This is a genomic window from Chryseobacterium polytrichastri (assembly GCF_900142445.1).
Taxonomy (GTDB): Bacteria; Bacteroidota; Bacteroidia; order Flavobacteriales; family Weeksellaceae; genus Chryseobacterium; species Chryseobacterium polytrichastri.
In genome coordinates this window covers 24,271-44,145 of record NZ_FRAV01000001.1, presented here as the reverse complement: position 1 = coordinate 44,145, position 19,875 = coordinate 24,271, and the positions used below count along the sequence as shown (strand labels likewise).

Genomic DNA, 19,875 nt, shown 5'->3' with positions numbered 1-19,875 from the left:
ATGACTAATAACCTTCCCCCTATTTCATCAGCTTATAAATCTAAGCTGACTTCTGCAATTACTTCAATTTCAATATTTTTTATTGTCTATTTCATATTAATCTTAATTTCTCTCTTTCTGATTTTTTTACTAGGCTATGGAGCCCTAAATCTTGTGATGCTAAACGCTAACTACTTCACTGTTGTTATTGCATTAGGATTGGTGAGTATTGGGTTTATCGTTTTCTATTTTCTGATAAAATTTATCTTCATAAAAAATAATTACAGCAACAAACATTTAATTGAAGTTAACCGAAAAAATCAGCCAGAACTGTTTGCCATTATTGATGATATTGTAGCAGAAACAAATGTTCAGAAACCGGGGAAAGTCTTTTTGTCACCAGAAGTTAATGCCAGCGTAAGCTATAATTCTCTTTTTTGGAGTATGTTTTTACCTGTAAAAAAGAACCTCACGATTGGAATGGGATTAATAAACTCTACAACTGTAGGTGAACTTAAATCTGTTTTAGCGCATGAATTTGGACATTTTTCGCAGCGAAGTATGAAAATTGGAGGCTATGTAAATCAAGTTGAAAAAATTATTTTCGATACCGTTTATAATAATACAGATTTTGAAGACTCTCTCAAAAATGGTTCCGGGCATTGGGCATTTCAACTTACAGGATTAATCTCTGTAGGATTTATAAGTACTTTTCAATATATTTTGAAGTTTTTCTCTGATTTTATATTTAAGAATAATGCTTCATTAAGAAGAGAAATGGAATTTCACGCAGATGCGATTGCTACTTACATTACCAACCCTAAAGAGCAAGTATCTTCTTTATTAAGATTAGATGTAAGCAATGCTGCCTTCAACAGCGCATTTATGTTTTATGCAGACAGCGAACAAAAGTATTTTCCTGAAAATCTTTTTGAAAATCAGACTTATTTAATGAAAGTTTTTAGCGAAAGAGACCATCATCCATACGAAAATGATCTGCCAAAAGTAAAGCTTGAAGATTCATCAACACGTTACAACAAAACAAAAATCGAAATTGAAGATCAATGGTCATTTCATCCGGAAACGCATATAAGAATTGAAGCAATCTGGAAAAACAAGACTAAAAACATTCCTGAAAACAATGAATTGGCAAAGAATGTCATTCGTGGTTTTGATGAGGTTTGCAAAGCTTTAACAAATAAATATTTAGCCTTATATGCAATTGAAAACGTAGGTGAAGTTATTAAAAATAATGAGCAGTTTTTACAATTTTATAATGAGAAATATCCCTATCAAAGTATTAGTTCAGCTTTTAACGGATATTACGAGGGGCATAGTCCTGTTTTAGAAAATATTTACGAGCTAATTTATACTGTAAATTCTGTAAAAGACAATGATTTATTTAACGATAAAAATGTATCATTAGTCTATGAAAAAATAGGTATAGAAACAGATATTAGTATCCTTAATCAACTTGTTGCCAATCCAAAAATAATTAAAACATTCAAGTGCAATGGCAGGCTTTACAAAGCAAGTGAAGCTAAGATCTTGATCCCAAGATTTAAAAAGGAGTTTGAAGTCATTAAATCTGAACTTAATGAAAATGATAAAAATATATTCTTGTATTTTTATCATAAAGCAGATGAAAGTAACAAGAAAATCTTAATTGAAAAATATAAAAAGTTTGCTTTGCTGGATAATGAATATGAAATGTTCCAGAATTCAATCACTAATTTTATTCCTCATTTACAATTCATTATGGTGACATTACCTATTGATGAGATTCGTAAACACAGAGCAACCTTACTTAAAAATGAAAAACCATTCAAAGAAGTAATAAAACATTTCCTTGAAAAATCAGGATATAAAGATCTTTTAACATTAGAAAACAGACAATTACTTAAAGAGTTTACAGATTCTGAATACATTTATTTTAATAATGATAAATACATTCAAAAAGAGGTAGATGACCTATTTTCTTTCGTTAATGAATACCAATCAATGATCAGCAAAACATATAATAATTATAAAGTACAGCTCGTAGATTTCCAGGTAGAGCTGGATAAAGCATCTTAATCTGCTCCCGGGAAATGATAGGTTTTGGTATGAGAATCTGTATCGTCAATATTGATGTTTAATGCTAAGTATACGAAGTGAACATTTTTATTTCCTTTGGCTTCAAATTCTCTCTGCCAAAGATAACCGCCTAAAACTCCAAAGTTTTCATCAATCTGATATCCAAAACCACCATATATTCTGTTCCTTGCAAAAGAAGGCTTCATTGGGGTCACAACGAACACTTCATCATAAACGTTGGCAAATAAAGTACCTGGTTCAATTTTCTTTGCATTAAGGGGAACTGAAATATTTAAACGGTAACGATAACGTATTCTGTCTGAACTTATATCAGTTTGAGGCTCATAAAACCATGATTTTTCAATACGGAATCTATTTTCAAACTTTACAACCCCTTTTTTGAAATCAATAACATCTTGCAACCATACTCTGAATTCTTCCTTGTTAATAGCATGGTCTTTATAGGTAGCATATCTTCCCAGCCCAACAAAAGGCTTGTGGTTCTTGGTAAGATTATATCCCAATCCACCTTTTATTTCATAATAATCCGGATAGCTATAATCTTCAATACCTCTCGCCTGACCTTCTGCATAAAGAAAAAACTTAGGATGAAACTTATAAGTAAGTGTCAGGGCATTAAAGCTGGAAACATGCTCCTGTGCCTTGAAAAAACTGAGGGTAAAAAACACACTTAGACTTAAAAAAAGTTTCATAAATTTTTTCTGCAAAAATAAATTATTTAATAAACCGTTAACATTAACTTTACGTAATCTAAAAATTAACAATTACTTAATATTGATGTTGTAAGTAAAACCTACATGAAACCATCTATTAGGCATATTCACCCCAAAGGTTTCAGTATATCTAGTGTTTGTTAAATTATTAATTAAAATATACACTGAAAAGTCTTTATTAACGAAACTTAATTTTTCATCTATCAGGTTATAACTTCCCAAATTTAGCCTGTCATTATATCGGTAAACAACTTCGTTGGTAAAATTCTTAAGGAATTTTGTTTCTAATTTTGCAATAAACTGATGCTTTAAATTATCCAATACATATCGGGAAACAAAATCATTAGTCTCCTGAAACTTAGTGTCAAGATAAGTATATCCTGCTGTATATTTTAACCAATTAAATACCCTCTGGTTGATTTCTACTTCAATTCCTTTTGTGTCAATCTTGCCTACATTTTGAGCATACCAAATCGGATCCTCCAATGATTTTTTCACCCAATCAATAGAATTGTTAGAATTCCTTGTAAAACCACTCACCTTTGCTAAGAAACCTTTACTCTGGAACTGATATCCAACCTCTGCAGACACCGCATTTTCCGGAATTAACCCAGAATTTCCCTGTTCCGTTTTGCTTGCATAATAAAGATCTGTAAAGGTAGGAACCCTATGTACTTTTGAAATATTTCCATAGATTTTATTGTTTGGATCGAAGTTATAGCCTACGTCAAGTCCAGGATAGAAGAAATTTCCTTCATTAGAATAGTTTGCCCAAGAAACTCCCGGGGTAATATTTAATTTTTTATCTAATAAAGAAAAATGATGCTCAAAGAAAACCTGAGAAACAAAACGGTTTCTGTTACCTAAGTTATTACTTGCCAACAGTTCTTTTCTTAATTCCACTCCAACACCTGTGGTTCCCAGTTTCCATTGATAGCTGGAATTCACTTCACCACCTACATTATTTCCAATATGCATGTTTCTGTAAATTTCAGGCTTTTCACGGTTGAAAAGATACATATCCTGCCCTCTTCTCCAATACACATTTGAATTGACTTTAAACTTACCAAAACTTTGCTGATGAACTAAGCTCACAATAGAAGACTGAAGTTCCTCATATTGTTCTGTAGCCTTTGGAGATGAATAAAAACCATTAGCACCAAATTTTTTCTCTGAAAAACCTGCCTGCAATTTAAGGTCTCCGTTTTTTATCGCTAATTTACTCTGATAGAAAACATTTCTGATCTCGTAATCGGTATTATACATATATCCCTGAGATGAAGCAGAATTGGCCTGAAGGGAGTTGGAGAATTTCTCATTTCCAATACTGGCGTTTAATCCTAAACTATAAGTTTCATAATCCCCACCTTCGGCACTTATCTTAACTCTTTTTCCAGGATTTATTTTAGTAATAATATTAATGGCTCCTGCATAAGCATTTTGACCAAACCTTCTTGCTGCAGGACCTTTTATCACTTCTATTCTTTCTACATCGTCAAGGTCTACAGGAATATTCATTGAATTATGACCGGTCTGAGAATCATTCATTCTGATTCCGTTCAATAGCAAAAGTACTTGTTCAAAAGAGCTTCCACGGAACCCAATATCACTTTGTACACCATTGGCTCCTCTCCTTCTGATATCCATTCCGGGAACTTGCTGAAGAATCTCATCAATGCTTTTTGCAGGCGAGTTCATAATATCATCTTTCGTAATAATGGTAATGTTTTGGTTGGCACTTTTATAAGGTGTGGCAATAAATTTACCTTGTACAGCGATAGTATCAATCTCAGTTGTTTTTTCCTGTGCTTGAGAGAAAAGCATTGTTCCAAGAAAAAAAGCACTTCCTACTTTTTTAATCATGTCTATATCAGAATTATTCTTCAGTTAGTTTTTTTGCATTTTAGCAAGCCCAAAAGTAATAGAGTTAATCAAAACAGGCAAATGATAGTTGTCATAAAAAAAGATGCAGTAAACACACTGCATCTTGTAGGGGAAGTAAATTTTATCTTTTTCTCATTAAATGTGTAACAAGATCTCTGAATAACTTTCTCATTTCTATATTACATATTTATGAATGCAATTTTAAATAATTTTAAAATACAAAACAATAGCAAACTAAAAAAAGATAATGAAAGTCATAAACTTTAACATATCAGAATGATAATATGCTATAAATGTGAGCTTTTGATGATTATTTGCTCAAAGTAAGGTAATTATATACAATTCTACACTTTAACAGTTTTTACTTTTTGGGTTTAAAGATTCCTTTGATTTTGTTATCAAAATCTGTTAATGAAGAAATATCTTCAGCCTTTATCAATAGAACTCCATCAATAGTAATCATCTTTTTAATATTCACCTTTAGATCATAATGGTTGCTTTTTATATCTGCAACATCAAAATATTCTACATCTTTAATAGTGATACTCTTCACTTTCTTTTGTTTTAATACATTTGGTGACATCATTTTGTTTTTGGGTATTAATTAATTTATGCTTATTACAGTGAAAACAAGAAATATTCTCCTAATTCTTAGTTTTATATAATTTATAAACAACATCAGCAAAAATGAGAAAATTTCTAACAATGGTTATGATTTCATTTTTTCAATTCCACGCCCGATTCTCTTATTAAAACAACTATTGAGTACTTTGGTTTAATTTCATTTTAATCATAAAGCAGAATTTCCACAATGATTATTTAATGATTATCAAATCCTTATATTTCGTCCTTATATCACTATTGCTTAATAAGTATTGAAACCTATCACTATCCGATATTTTTCTTAAATTAAATCTGTACAAAAATTCATCAACATATTTCTGAAGATGTTTTTTGGATACATGATTGTAGATTCCGCTTACTGAGTTTTTTAATATCTTCCAAGATCCTTCAATACTATTGGTATGCACAGTATCATCCTGTAAACTTACATACTCTTTCTTGGAATGGTCTACAACCTGATGATCATAATATTTATCTAGCCCTGTATAAGCCCACCATTCATCGCTGATTATTCTCGTTGTTTCTGGAGCTACAGCTACATACTTATAAATTAATGGCTGAATGCTCTGTCGCCTGGTATCATTTATAACATAAGCATTCATTTTTCCTCCTCTTTGAAGCATACCCATAACAGGAGTCTTATCTTTAAAATTTCTTCCCTGAGCCCGTTTTACTTTCTTATTTTTATGTCTATTCTTATTTTTACCGCCTATAAAAGTTTCATCACATTCTACAATACCACTAAGTTCGTTGCTGTTTTCAATACTAAAACATACACGTATTCTTTGTAATAGAAACCACGCTGTTTTTTGAGTTACACCAATATCCTTAGCAAGCTGCAAAGAGCTAATTCCCTTTTTATACGTCGTTACCAGCCAAATCGCTAAGAACCATTTTCTCAAACTTATTTTAGTATTCTCAAACATAGAACCCGTTTTAACATTGAAGTATTTCCCGGTATTTTTACATTTGTATTTGTTCCCTATGCATTTATATACCTGTGATAAAGGATCAAAAGGACTTTCAACAACCCCTCCCCATCTCATTTGTTCCAAGTAGTCTATACATATTTGTTCAGTTGAAAAAGTCTGTAACAATTCTATTACTGACTTTATTTTTGTGTTTATCATGGTGTAGTAAAATTACAAATTATTAAGGTCGTATCCTTAATAGATGCATTTTATTGAACAAAGGTTTGATGAAAATTAAAATTTATTAACAATACCCTGTATTCCTTTAGTTTCATGCAGGTGCAGAATTGTATATAGTTCCCTAAAGTAATAATCAATTTTATCCACCAAAATTTTGTATTTTTGTTCGTCTTAAATTTACTATGGCTTCAACTAAAGAAATAGATATTAAAAAACAGGTTTTTGTTAAAAATGCACACCTTAACAACCTGAAACACATCGATGTATTAATCCCGAAAAATAAATTAATCGTTATTACAGGTGTTTCCGGAAGCGGAAAATCTTCTTTAGCGTTTGATACCATTTATGCAGAGGGACAGAGAAGATATGTTGAGAGTTTAAGCTCTTATGCCCGTCAGTTTTTGGGTAAATTAGAGAAACCAAAAGTGGATGACATTAAAGGATTAGCACCCTCCATTGCCATTCAGCAAAAAGTAATTTCGTCTAATCCGCGTTCTACAGTAGGAACTTCTACCGAGATCTACGATTATATGAAACTTTTATTCGCAAGGATCGGAAAAACATTTTCTCCTGTTTCGGGGGAAGAAGTGAAAAAAGATTCGGTTACGGATGTGGTAGATTATATTAAATCATCAAAAAAAGATACTTCTTTCTTATTGCTTGCTCCGTTGGAATATGACGTTGCTAACTTTAATGAAACATTGAATGTTTTGAAAGTGGCAGGTTTTACAAGATTGGAAATCAACGGAAATGTAGCGGGGATTGAAGATCTGGAAAGTTTTGGTTTCGTTCCTGAGAGTGGAATGAGCATGAATTTGGTGATTGACCGTTTTTCTTATGAAGAAGATGAAAGTTTTCTTCAAAGGTTGGCCGATTCTATTCAAATGGCTTTCTATGAAGGAAGAGGTCATTGTTCACTTAAAAATATTGAAACAGAAAGCGTTAAAGAATTCTCCAATAAATTCGAATTGGATGGAATGGAGTTTCTTGAACCTAACGTTCACTTCTTCAGCTTTAATAATCCTTACGGCGCTTGCCCGACTTGTGAAGGCTACGGAAAAGTAATTGGAATTGATGAAGATTTAGTGATCCCCAATAAAGCACTATCCATTTTTGAAGATACAGTTGCTTCATGGAAAGGAGAAACGATGAGCGAATGGAAGAAAGATTTCATTAAAAAAGCGAAAGACTTCCCTATTCATAAGCCTTACCATCAATTAAGCAAAGAACAGAAAAATTACCTTTGGAAAGGTGACGGAAGCACAGGGTTTCCATCGCTTAATAATTTCTTCAAAATGCTTGAAGAAAATCTATATAAGATTCAATACCGCGTGATGCTTTCCCGTTATAGAGGAAAAACGCTTTGTCCTACTTGTGAAGGTCTGAGATTGCGTGAAGAAACGAGCTGGGTAAAGATTGACGGCCATAACATTCAATCGGTTATTGAACTTCCTTTGGATGAACTATTTCCTTTGATTGAAAGTTTTAAACTATCTGATCATGATAAAGAAGTCGCGAAAAGATTATTATATGAAATCACAACCCGTATTGAGTTTTTACTGAAAGTTGGATTAGGATATTTAACCATTAACAGAACATCCAATACACTTTCCGGTGGTGAAAGTCAGAGAATTAACCTGGCGACGAGTTTAGGAAGTTCTTTGGTGGGTTCCATCTATATATTGGACGAACCATCAATCGGATTACACTCCAGAGATACCGAAAATCTAATTGGTGTTTTAAAAAACCTTCGAGATCTTGGAAATACAGTAATTGTTGTGGAACATGATGAAGATGTTATGAGAGCAGCAGATTACATCATCGATATTGGTCCGGAAGCAGGCTACCTTGGTGGTGAATTGGTATTTGCAGGCGATTATAAACAATTGAAAGATGCCGATACTCTAACTTCTAAATATCTAACAGGAAGACTGGAGATCGAAGTTCCGGCAAAACGTAGAAAAGCAAAAGAATGGATCCACATAAAAGGAGCCAGACAAAATAATCTTAAAAATATAGACGTTGACGTTCCTTTGGAAAGTCTGGTTGTTATTTCAGGAGTTTCGGGAAGTGGAAAATCTACTCTGATGAAAGAAATTCTAACGAACGACATTCAGATCCAATTGGGAATGGGCGGTAAAAAAGGAGATTACGATTCTGTAGAGTTTCCGAAAAAATTAATCAAAAACATTGAATTAATTGATCAAAATCCTATCGGAAAATCATCCCGTTCAAATCCTGTAACCTACTTAAAGGCGTATGACGACATCAGAGATCTTTTTGCCAAACAGAAAGTTTCAAAAATGATGGGTTATAAACCTAAACACTTCTCCTTCAACGTTGATGGCGGAAGATGTGATGAATGTAAAGGTGAAGGGGTCATTAATGTTTCAATGCAGTTCATGGCAGATATTGAGCTGGAATGTGAAACGTGCAAAGGAACCCGTTTCAAAAATGAAATTCTGGAAGTGAAATTCGATGAGAAGAACATTTCTGATATCCTTCACATGACCGTTGATGAATCATTAGAATTCTTCAAAGAAAATAAAGAAGAAAAAATCGTAACCAAATTAAAACCTTTACAGGAAGTTGGTTTGGGGTATTTGCAATTAGGACAAAGCTCTTCTACTCTTTCCGGAGGTGAAGCGCAGCGTGTGAAATTGGCTTCGTTCTTGGTAAAAGGTGTTACAACTGATAAGACTTTATTTATATTCGATGAACCGTCAACTGGTTTACATTTTCATGATATTCAAAAATTATTGAAATCCCTGCAAGCGTTAATCGATCTTGGACATTCAGTGATTGTTATTGAACATCAACCGGATATTATAAAATCAGCCGATCATATTATCGACATTGGTCCGGAAGCCGGAAAATATGGTGGTGAAGTAGTTTTCACAGGAACACCGGAAGAATTAGCAAAAAATAAAACATCTCATACAGCGAAATATATTAAAGAAAAGCTGGAGCAATAAATAGCAATAGAGCGTCAATGTGACGCTCTATTTTTTTTGTTTTAAACACTAATTGCACAAATATTTTTCACGAATGTTCACGAATTTATTATTGCATCTTAGAAACAAGAATCATTTTTTCAGTGCTTTAAAATGGTGTTATTTGTGAAGGAATTCGTGAAATTTGTGCTTAAAAAATTAAATATTATACAAAAACGGACTCTGCTTAATAAAAGTTTTATCCTCAATCTGAGAAACCAGAAACTCTGATAAATCGGTAGCACTTATTTTTTCTCCTTTACAGTCTTCCAAATTGGTTTCAGTCGGAAAACTTTCAGAAGTCGGAATAATTAATGGAAGTCTTACCAATGTCCAATCTAAGTTACAGCTGTTCAAAATTTCATATTCATCCTGTTTATCTTTAGTTGTTTTAGGATAATTCTCGTACATCCAATCTGTTGCCATTTTTACTTTCTCATTTTTATGATCAAATGGTGTGTCCACATTAAGACCTGTAATCGCGATATATCTTGTAATACCATGTAAATTCATCGATTGGATCACATTTTTTGTAGCATCCGTAAATATAGATTGCTCACCCACAGGCTGCCCTATTTTACTGATTACCGAACTGCAACCTTTAATAAGATGATTTACCGCATTAAAATCTCTTGCATCTCCTTTTACAATTTCTATTAAAGGATTTTGAAGGGTAAAATTTTCAGGAGTTCGAAGTAATAGCTTCATAGAATATCCTTTATTCAGAAGCGCCTGAACAAGATAACTTCCTGATTTTCCTGTTCCGCCAATAACGGCAATGGTATTTGTTTTCATAATGATCTCTTTATTTTCGACAAGAGGCAACATCGTAACCTAGCCGATTTGCTTTTTTGTCTTTTAAATTTAAAAAATAGAATAATTGGGTTCAGAAAATTTGAACCTTAGATTTCAAGGCAAAAGAAATGCGCTTGAATAAAATGGTAATATTTATAAAGAGATATTAATGAGCCAAAGATAGGTTTTTATTCTAGAAGTGAAAATATTAATTGTCAGATCACAAATTATATTATTTTTTTAGCCAAAGATTTATTGATCATTAGAGATTTTCTAAATTTGGAAGTTAATACACCATAACAATCTGAATAGGAATACATAGCTATTTTTATATCTTTGCAACTAGTCAAAGTACAATGAAAAATAACCCCCTCTTCTTTCTCCCCCTAATCTTATTTTTATTCACTTGTTCTTCCCAAAACAACATCCACACAAATTCTAATTATAAAGTAAAGCTTGATACTTTAACTCTATTTGACCAAAGCAGAAATAGAAAAATTCCGATTGCTTTTTACAGCCCAGAAACAAACAGAAAAATTTTGAATCAGCAGGTTATTATTTTCAATCACGGTTATGGTGCAAACAAAGGAGGAGATTATTTTATCTATTCTTATTTAACAGAAAAACTAGCATCCAAAGGCTATTTTGTAGTAAGTATTCAGCATGAATTACCAACCGATTCATTACTTCCTTTAGAAGGAAATCTACAGATTGTAAGAATGCCTTTTTGGGAAAATGGCACTGAAAACATTCTATTTGTTTTAAATAAATTAAAAAAATCAAAACCTGAACTTGATTATAAGCATTTAACCTTAATCGGGCATTCGAATGGTGGTGATATGATTGCTTTATTTGGAAATAAATATCCTGATTTAGTCTATAAAATTATCGCAATGGATAATAGAAGAATGTATCTTCCCAGAACTTCAATTCCAAAAATTTACACATTGCGCTCTAATGACTATCCGGCTGATGAAGGTGTTCTACCCACAAAAGAAGAACAGGAAAAATACCATATTACTGTGCAGTCTACCAATATTAATCATGGAAAAATGGACAATAAAGGAAATATCAAAGAGAAAAAAATATTGAATGATTTTGTTCTTAAATACCTGAACGATAAATGATTTAAAAGTTATCCACAATAAATTGTGGATAACTTGTTAGTTTTAACATTAAATTTACATAACGTATTAAAATAATTCCTACATTTACTATGTAATACAACTGAAATGAACACTTTCTTTGCGTTTTTCAACTTTGGAATTGCAATTAAATTTGAAATAAAAATTTAAGCACAGCATTGTCGGCTGTGCTTTTTTATTGTTGTCTAATTAAAAAAATGAGATCTATTTATCTACTGGATCTGCTTCTAAAGAGCAGATTCTTTTATTTTAAATATTCTTTAATTATATTTTCATGAATAACCGTTCAATGAACAAAATAAACCTTTCTAAATTTTAGATTCAAATTCGATTCTTAGCAAGCTATGAAAACTGATAATCATCCAATTATTATTTTTTATAATACTTTGTCTTTTGTGTAAAAAACAGTAGAGATTATGCCTCTACTGTTAAACACAAACACTGAATGAAAAAAGGAACCTTAATTCCTCTTTGGGTATTTATAAAATAATCCCCCTTTGATTATTTATAGAAGCAAATGTATTGCATGAATAAGGAGAAAGGATTACTACATCCGTACTACCAATCGGTACTTGCTGTAACTCTATAGTTTGCAAATGAAATGAAGTCATATTGTAGTAACCCATTAAAGGAAAAACAAATACAAATTATTATATTTTAACAACTATTTCTTTATATTAATCTCAACTTCCTTTGTAAATACTTATTTTTGATTTAAAATTTTAATTAAATGTTCCAAAACCACCTCATTTTAAAAACTTACTTTGTTCTGTTTTTAATGCTTAGTTCAGTGCATTATTCACAAAACTACAGCTTAAAAAAGCTGGACAGTATTAATGAGGATTACAGGCTTAAAGGAAAACTCGAAGAAGCTATTGATTTTAGTAGTAAAGCTTTAGATAACTTTAAAAAGACCAAAAACACTGAAGGTATTGTAATTACGAATATCTATATTGCCAACCATCTAATTACCATTGGAAAGTATAAAGAAGGACTTCAATACTTAGATGATGCAAAAGATGATATTAACAACATTAATAATCCCCTATTCTCCTCAAGATTATACACTGAATATGGGAGATATTATTCTCTAATTAATTTATTCAAACAATCTAATAAAAATCTTAATAAAGCCATTCAATACTTAAATAAGGTAAAAGATAGAGAAGTAAAAAGAGGCTACTTATATTATAATTATTCTTGGAAATGGTTCAATTTTGAAATGCTGAAAAAACCAGACTCAGCGTACAGTATGAGAAATAAATGTTTATTGCTTGCTACTAACCGTACTATAGTGTATACTAAAATTGCAGATGACTTTATTACCAGAAAAGTATATTTGGATTCTGCAGAATATTATTTAAACAAATCTTTACAAGCTAATAACAAAAACCTACCTTACGAAAAATCAAGGACTTTGGAGATTTTTGGTAATTTATATAAAACAAAAGGAGAATATAATAAAGCGCTAGATTATTACATTCAATCTCTTGAAATCTCTCAAAAAATCAAACGTAAATTTGATATAAGATCCGGATATAAAAATATTTCTGACACCTATAAACTTCTTGGTAATACTGAAGAATCACAAAAATATTTCTTGAAATTTACTGTTTTAAATGACTCGATCAATTTTAATGAGCAAAAAGTAATGGGTAAAACCATAGAAAGGCTACTTCAGGAAAAAGAGCAAGAAGAAAGAAATAAGTTTTATTTATTGGGAGGAGTCATTTTTATTATCTTTTTAGGATTGGTATATTTTATTCGTAAGAAAAATATTAAAAATCAGAAGAAAAAAGATAAATTAATTGAAACCCAATCATTGGAAACGGAACAACTTAAAAAGAAAGTCAGCCATTCTTTTGATGAGATAACTGAACTGGCTAAAAACGGAGACCCATTTTTTATGATAAAATTCAAGGAACTGTTTCATGATTTTTATGAAAAATTGATTATTCAGAGCCCAGACCTTACAGAACACGATGTGAGATCTTGCGCCTACATTAAGCTAGAACTAAACAATAAGGATATCAGCAGATTGGAAAATGTTACAGTGCGTGCAATTCAGACAAAAAGGTACAGACTTAAGAAGAAGCTTAACCTTCCTGCCGATGTTGATCTTGTAAAATGGATCATTGAATTATAAGTGTGCATTATTTTTTTTAAATCACAAACTAAAGATTCTATAAATTTATAAGGTATAACTTTTTTTATTCAAGTATCCCTTATCGTAATATTCCTATACTTAAATACGCATGATTTTAAATCTATTATTATCTAAAACTACATGTTTTATAAGTGTATCCATATCCAAATTTCAAAATACCCCCCTACTACAACACGACCACAACAAACTACTCAAATAACTGAAAATCAAAACACTAACCTCGTGTAGTCACGATGTAGTAACCTATTTTTGGTGTTTTTGTTTCAACTTTGCCCTGTCATCAAACAAAACTGAGATTCAGATACATGTATTCTTTTATTACAATATCTCCTACTTAGTTTACTCACAGTTGAAATATAAACACCACTATACAATGAAAAAGAAATTTGGTTTAGCATGCGTACTTTTAGTAACAGCTAATGTGGCTTATGCCCAAATCGGAATGAACACTCCCAATCCAAAATCTACCTTAGACATTACGGCTAAGAATCCAAATGGAACGACTAAAATTCCTGAAGGATTACTTATTCCCAGAGTTGACAGACAAAGAGCTCAGTCAATGGATAATATAATAGCCTCTACAATGATCTATGTAGACAATGTCTCTACAGGTTCTGCAACAGGAAAATCTGTAAACATTAATGCAACAGGGTTCTATTTTTTTGATGGGACTGTTTGGGTAAAAATGAAATCAGAATCTACTGCAGCTATATACGATGCAGATGGTATATTAAAAAGTGATCGTACCGTAGCTCACGGCGACAAAAAATTGAAGTTTACAGGAACTACAGTCAATACATTTTCAGTGGATGGAAATACATTCTCTGTAGATGCTGCCAATAAAAGAATAGGTTTAGGTACTGCCATCCCACAGAATAAATTAGATTTGGGATCGGATGCAGCAAAGGATGCAACTGACGAGGCAGGGAAAAAATTAGCCGTGTATAATAGTCCTAATGGAAACTCATTTTATGGACTTGGAGTAAATGGATATACATTACAGTTACATGCTGCATCCGCTAAAAATGATGCTCCTCAAATGGTACTTAAAAACACTGGTAATGTAGGAATTGGTACGGTAGAGCCTCAAAATAGGTTAGACCTTGGGACAATTACTGGGGGTACAGATGATACTGCAGTAGCAGGTAAAAAGCTAGCAGTATACAATAATGCTACTGGAAGTCAGTTTTATGGTTTAGGAGTAAGTAGCCAAAAGCTTCAATTTCATGCAGCGGCAAATAAAACTTCAGCTCCCGGAATGGTTCTTACAGGAGCAGGTAATGTAGGAATAGGAACAACTAATCCTGAGAGTAGATTACACATCAATGGTTCATTAAGAATTGAAAATGGAGAACAGGCTAATAATAGAGTGCTTACTTCTGATGCCAATGGTGTAGCTACATGGAAAGATCTTCCTGCCAATATAGATACCAGTCTTTATAACGCCAACGGAAGTATTTCTGCTAACCGTACGGTAGCTCAAACTGATAAAACCTTAGCCTTTACAGGAACTGCAACCAATGCCTTTTCTGTAGATGGAACGACTTTTTCCGTAGATGCTAAAAATGATAGAATTGGTGCAGGAACTGCCGCTCCAAAAGCAAAAGTAGATATTGTTGGAAACGGTGCTGTTTTAGGAATCAGAAATGCCGAAAATAGTGGAAGTTGGGACAACCTTTGGTTTAAAGTGGATGGCAGCAGCCCAACAATCAACGCATCAGGAGCTGAAGGTGGACTACAATTTAATGTAGGAAAAAATACTGTAGGTACATATGGTGATGGTCAAACCCTAACAACTGTAGCAACAATGCTTGCTGACGGAAATATGGGAATAGGAACTACCACTCCTACCAACAAATTAGATGTAAGATCTGCAACTGCCGGAGCTCTAAAAATTGTAGATGGCACGCAGGGAAACAATAAAGTGTTGACTTCAAACGCAGATGGTGTTGCTACATGGAAAGACCTTCCAACCAATACAGATACCAGTCTTTATAATTCTAACGGAACTATTTCAGCTAACCGTACTGTTGCACAAGCCGATAAAACTTTAGCCTTCACGGGAACTTCTACCAATGCTTTCTCAGTAGATGGAGATACGTTCTCTGTAGATGCTGCCAATGACAGAATTGGTATTGGAACCACTACTCCTTTTGCCAAACTTGATATTGTTGCAGATAACAAAGTAAACAGTACTGAAAAGGAAGTATTCTTAAGAGGTTTCGGAAGATCTAAAACACCGATCATTCATATTGGTTCTGCAAACGGTACTTTAGCTGCTCCAACAAATCTTGTAAATAATGAAGATATTGGAGGCATCAACTTTACACCAAGAGCAGGAAATAATTTTGCGTGGGGAGCAGGATCTGGATTTTCAGCAAAATATAAAGGAAACGGAACAACCAATCTTACTGATCTTACCCTGAAAACATCGGGTGAGGAAAGAATGAGAATAGATGAAAATGGAAACATCGGGGTTGGAACTTCAGCCCCTTCGGCAAAATTACACATCAATGGTTCATTAAGAATTGAAAATGGAGAACAGGCTAATAATAGAGTGCTTACTTCTGATGCCAATGGTGTAGCTACTTGGAAAGATCTTCCCGCAACTACCGATACAAGTATTTATAAAGCAGACGGAGCACTTGCCGGGAACAGAACAGTAGATCAGGGAGCCAACAAATTAGCATTCACGACAACAGCTACCAATGGTTTTTCTGTAGATGATACAACTTTTTCTGTAGACGCTAAAAATGATAGAGTCGGTATTGGAACAACAACTCCTGAAAATAATTTGCATGTAGTAAGCAAGGAAAATAAAAATGGCAGATATAGCTTAATCGATGCACCTTCTTCTACGGGGCATAGCCCAATTCTGACACTAAGAAATACTTCGCCACTGGCTACTAATAATCATACGCTTTTAGGTTTTTCCAATAATGGTACCAGCGCAGCAGGAGCAACTTGGCAACTTGGAAGTGTACGAACAGGAGATACTATAACCTCAGGATCAGAAGAAGATTTTATGATCGGAAGCTATCCTGGAAGAGGATCTTTAGTTGAAGAAAGAATACGAATTACTTCAGATGGGAGAATTGGAATAGGAACATCAGTACCTAGTTCAAAATTGCATATTAACGGTTCTGTAAGAATTGCAGATGGTTCACAGGCCAATAACAAAGTCTTAACTTCTGATGCCAATGGTGTAGCTACATGGAAAGACCTTCCTGCTGCTACAGACACCAATCTATATAATGCGAATGGTACTATTAATGCTGATCGTACGGTAACACAAGGAAATAAAAAATTAACATTTACATCAACAGTAACCAATGGCTTTTCTGTTGATGGGGATACATTTTCTGTAGATGCTGCCAATGACAGAATTGGTATTGGAACCACTACTCCTTTTGCCAAACTTGATATTGTTGCAGATAATAAAGTAAACAGTACTGAAAAAGAGATGTTCTTAAGAGGTTTCGGTAGATCTAAAACTCCTATTATTCATATAAGTTCTGCAAACGGTACTTTGGCTGCTCCAACAAATCTTGTAAATAATGAAGATATTGGAGGCATCAACTTTACACCAAGAGCAGGAAATAATTTTGCGTGGGGAGCAGGATCTGGAGTTTCAGCAAAATATAAAGGCAACGGAACTACCAATCTTACCGATCTTACCCTGAAAACATCGGGTGATGAAAGAATGAGAATAGACGAAAATGGAAACATCGGGGTTGGAACTTCAGCTCCTTCGGCAAAATTACACATCAATGGTTCATTAAGAATTGAAAATGGAGAACAGGCTAATAATAGAGTGCTTACTTCTGATGCCAATGGTGTAGCTACTTGGAAAGATCTTCCAGCTACTACCAATACAAGTATTTATAATACCAATGGTACCATTGCCGGACACAGAACAGTAGCTCAGGGAGCTAACAGATTAGAATTTACTGGTACAGCTGCAAACGCTTTTTCGGTAGATGGAACAACATTCTCAGTAGATGCTGCGAATAACAGAATTGGTTTGGGAACTACAGCGCCTATAGCCAAATTAGAAATGTTAGCAAGCGGAGAAACTGGGGCTGTAAAAAATGAAATCAGGCTATCAGGGCATGGGGCTACAAAAAATTCAGATATTATAATTACATCTGCTAATGGTACTGCAAGTAAGCCAGAAAATTCGGTAAAAGGAGATTTAATTGGTGGGATTTCATTTATTCCAAGATTAGGTAGCTATTATCTTCATGGTTCAGGGGCTCATATTACCTCAAAAGTTGGCACCGGAGCCGGGGCAGATATAAGATTCAGTACAGCTAGTGCAAATGATCTAAGAATGATTGTGACTGAAACCGGAAACATAGGAATCGGTACTGAAGAGCCAAGCCATAAGTTACATGTAGCAGGTTCTGTAAAAATTGCAAATGGTTCTCAGGCCAATAATAGAGTTCTTACTTCTGATGCCAATGGTGTAGCTACTTGGAAAGATCTTCCCGCTACTACAGATACCAGTATCTATAAAGCTGACGGAACAATTGCCGGAAACAGAACAGTAGCTCAGGGAGCAAATAGATTAGCTTTCACAGGAAGCTCTACCAATGCTTTCTCAGTAGACGGAAATACATTCTCAGTAGATGCCGCGAACGACAGAATTGGTTTGGGAACTACTGCTCCTTTCTCTAAACTAGATATCGTTGCAGATGATAAAGTAAACAGTACTGAAAAGGAAGTATTCTTAAGAGGTTTCGGAAGATCTAAAACACCGATCATTCATATTGGTTCTGCAAACGGAACTTTAGCTGCACCAACAAATCTTGTGAATAATGAGGATATTGGAAGCATCAACTTTACGCCAAGAGCAGGAAATAATTTCGCTTGGGGAGCAGGAACAGGAATTTCTGCAAAATATAAAGGAAACGGAACCACCAATCTTACCGATCTTACCCTGAAAACATCAGGTGATGAAAGAATGAGAATAGATGAAAATGGAAACATCGGGGTTGGAACTTCAGCCCCTTCGGCAAAATTGCATATCAATGGTTCATTAAGAATTGAAAATGGCGGACAGGCTAATAACAGAGTCCTTACTTCTGATGCAAATGGTGTTGCTACGTGGAAAGATCTTCCTGCTTCTACAGATACCAGTCTTTATAATGCTAACGGAACTATTTCGTCTAATCGTATTGTCGCTCAAGCCGATAAAACCTTAGCTTTTACAGGAAATACAACCAATTCATTTTCTGTAGACGGAGCAACTTTTTCTGTAGATGCTGCGAATGACAGAATTGGTTTAGGAACTACCGCACCTACTCACAAATTAGATGTACGAGGAGCCGTAAAAATTGCAGATGGCACGCAAGGTGCAGGTAAAGTTTTAACTTCTGATGCTAATGGGGTTGCTTCTTGGCAACTTGTACGTGATCAAAGTAGATGGGAGTTTAATGATTTTTATGATATTACTTCACCAACTACAGTAACGCATAACGTGACTTCTATAGGAAAAGTTAATAACATTGATTTAAAAATGAGTATAACAGTAACTATCCCCGCTAGATCAGAAGCAAAAATCACAACTTCTTATAGTATTCCGGCAGGAACAACTACTGGTACTGCTGCAGAAAACTATAGAGGATATGTAGGTGTCAGATTCTTGAAAAACGGGTCAGAATTTGTACCTGGGTCAAGAAAATATTCAGTTCCTGTAATAGGAGGAACTCATTCCAGGATGGTATCAATTGGTAACTCGTTAGGAGACACCATTACTAATACTTCCTATTCTCCAATGACTGTTACATATAGTTTAAACGGTTATATAGAAACAGTAAATCCTTCAAGTACTAATGTTCTGTTTTATTTTAATAGTTGGAGTACTTCTGGTCAGAATTATAATTGGGGGAAAGGATATATGAAAGCAGAACTTTACACAAAATCTTTATAAAATAAAACATAAGAATTAAATTTCAATTTCCATAGTGTGTTTTTTAGAGTCATCGTTGCAAGATGATGGCTCTTGTTTTAAATCTAATATTTTTAGATCAACACAAATAAATATCCCTCAAAGTAGTATAAAACGATTCTAAAAGCTTACAAAATGATGAAGAAATTTTTGATTTTTCTTAAAAACATAAAAATGCTCTATAAATACAGAAACATCAAAAATTATATAGAGAAAGATGAAGATTAAATATAAAATGCAATTACAATTCAATTTTTATTTTACATAGATTTTCATGCTTATTTTTTTGAAAAACGGTCTCTCATGTTTTTATAACAAAGGAGACCGTTTTTTTATACCGAAGACCTATTAATACTTTTAATTAAAAAACTGCC

10 protein-coding genes are annotated in these 19,875 nt (G+C 33.4%); 5 read left to right on the top strand and 5 right to left on the bottom strand.

Translation table 11 applies throughout. The features are described from left to right. The gene (locus BUB80_RS00145; RefSeq protein ID WP_073289804.1) at positions 1 to 2,055 is read left to right on the top strand and encodes a M48 family metallopeptidase; all 2,055 of its coding nucleotides are present in this window, start codon (positions 1 to 3) and stop codon (positions 2,053 to 2,055) included. Here BUB80_RS00145 and BUB80_RS00140 read toward each other — a convergent pair. From BUB80_RS00140 to BUB80_RS00125, 4 genes are all read right to left on the bottom strand, one after another. Then, the gene (locus BUB80_RS00140) at positions 2,052 to 2,768 is read right to left on the bottom strand and encodes a DUF2490 domain-containing protein (RefSeq protein ID WP_073289802.1); all 717 of its coding nucleotides are present in this window, start codon (positions 2,766 to 2,768) and stop codon (positions 2,052 to 2,054) included. The two genes, BUB80_RS00145 and BUB80_RS00140, sit on opposite strands and share 4 nt — an antisense overlap. Positions 2,769 to 2,840: 72 nt before the next feature. After that, positions 2,841 to 4,652, bottom strand: a complete 1,812-nt coding sequence (locus BUB80_RS00135; RefSeq protein WP_073289800.1) for a TonB-dependent receptor plug domain-containing protein — start codon at positions 4,650 to 4,652, stop codon at positions 2,841 to 2,843. A 382-nt stretch (positions 4,653 to 5,034) separates the two neighbouring features. Continuing rightward, positions 5,035 to 5,256: a hypothetical protein gene (locus BUB80_RS00130; RefSeq protein WP_073289798.1), complete on the bottom strand. Its 222-nt coding sequence runs from the start codon at positions 5,254 to 5,256 to the stop codon at positions 5,035 to 5,037. Positions 5,257 to 5,488: 232 nt separating this feature from the next. Then, positions 5,489 to 6,427 (bottom strand): IS1595 family transposase, encoded by a 939-nt coding sequence (locus BUB80_RS00125; protein ID WP_073289796.1) that lies wholly within the window; start codon positions 6,425 to 6,427, stop codon positions 5,489 to 5,491. 203 nt (positions 6,428 to 6,630) lie between these two features. Between BUB80_RS00125 and uvrA the strand changes: the two genes are divergently transcribed. Then, a complete protein-coding gene (gene uvrA, locus BUB80_RS00120; RefSeq protein WP_073289794.1) occupies positions 6,631 to 9,423 on the top strand; it encodes an excinuclease ABC subunit UvrA in 2,793 nt (930 codons plus the stop codon). Between the two features lie 177 nt (positions 9,424 to 9,600). Here the strand turns inward: uvrA and BUB80_RS00115 are convergent, their stop codons facing one another. Next, positions 9,601 to 10,236 carry an NAD(P)-dependent oxidoreductase gene (locus tag BUB80_RS00115; protein WP_073290133.1) on the bottom strand — a complete coding sequence of 212 codons (636 nt, stop codon included), beginning with the start codon at positions 10,234 to 10,236 and terminating at the stop codon, positions 9,601 to 9,603. A 356-nt stretch (positions 10,237 to 10,592) separates the two neighbouring features. On the opposite strand from BUB80_RS00115, the gene BUB80_RS00110 reads away from it, so the two are divergent. From BUB80_RS00110 to BUB80_RS00100, 3 genes are all read left to right on the top strand, one after another. After that, on the top strand, positions 10,593 to 11,363 hold the full coding sequence (locus tag BUB80_RS00110) for an alpha/beta hydrolase family protein (RefSeq protein WP_073289792.1): 771 nt from the start codon (positions 10,593 to 10,595) through the stop codon (positions 11,361 to 11,363). An 808-nt stretch (positions 11,364 to 12,171) separates the two neighbouring features. Then, positions 12,172 to 13,527, top strand: coding sequence for a tetratricopeptide repeat protein (locus BUB80_RS00105; RefSeq protein ID WP_175549543.1), 1,356 nt, complete (start codon positions 12,172 to 12,174; stop codon positions 13,525 to 13,527). A gap of 394 nt (positions 13,528 to 13,921) precedes the next feature. Continuing rightward, a complete protein-coding gene (locus BUB80_RS00100; protein ID WP_073289788.1) occupies positions 13,922 to 19,483 on the top strand; it encodes a beta strand repeat-containing protein in 5,562 nt (1,853 codons plus the stop codon). Positions 19,484 to 19,875: the final 392 nt, after the last annotated feature.

Bases quoted from the DNA above. Each gene is read 5' to 3' on its own strand.
- BUB80_RS00145 (WP_073289804.1), top strand. From the start codon at position 1: ATGACTAATAACCTTCCCCCTATTTCATCAGCTTATAAATCTAAGCTG.
- BUB80_RS00140 (WP_073289802.1), bottom strand. From the start codon at position 2,768: ATGAAACTTTTTTTAAGTCTAAGTGTGTTTTTTACCCTCAGTTTTTTC.
- BUB80_RS00135 (WP_073289800.1), bottom strand. From the start codon at position 4,652: ATGATTAAAAAAGTAGGAAGTGCTTTTTTTCTTGGAACAATGCTTTTC.
- BUB80_RS00130 (WP_073289798.1), bottom strand. From the start codon at position 5,256: ATGTCACCAAATGTATTAAAACAAAAGAAAGTGAAGAGTATCACTATT.
- BUB80_RS00125 (WP_073289796.1), bottom strand. From the start codon at position 6,427: ATGATAAACACAAAAATAAAGTCAGTAATAGAATTGTTACAGACTTTT.
- uvrA (WP_073289794.1), top strand. From the start codon at position 6,631: ATGGCTTCAACTAAAGAAATAGATATTAAAAAACAGGTTTTTGTTAAA.
- BUB80_RS00115 (WP_073290133.1), bottom strand. From the start codon at position 10,236: ATGAAAACAAATACCATTGCCGTTATTGGCGGAACAGGAAAATCAGGA.
- BUB80_RS00110 (WP_073289792.1), top strand. From the start codon at position 10,593: ATGAAAAATAACCCCCTCTTCTTTCTCCCCCTAATCTTATTTTTATTC.
- BUB80_RS00100 (WP_073289788.1), top strand. From the start codon at position 13,922: ATGAAAAAGAAATTTGGTTTAGCATGCGTACTTTTAGTAACAGCTAAT.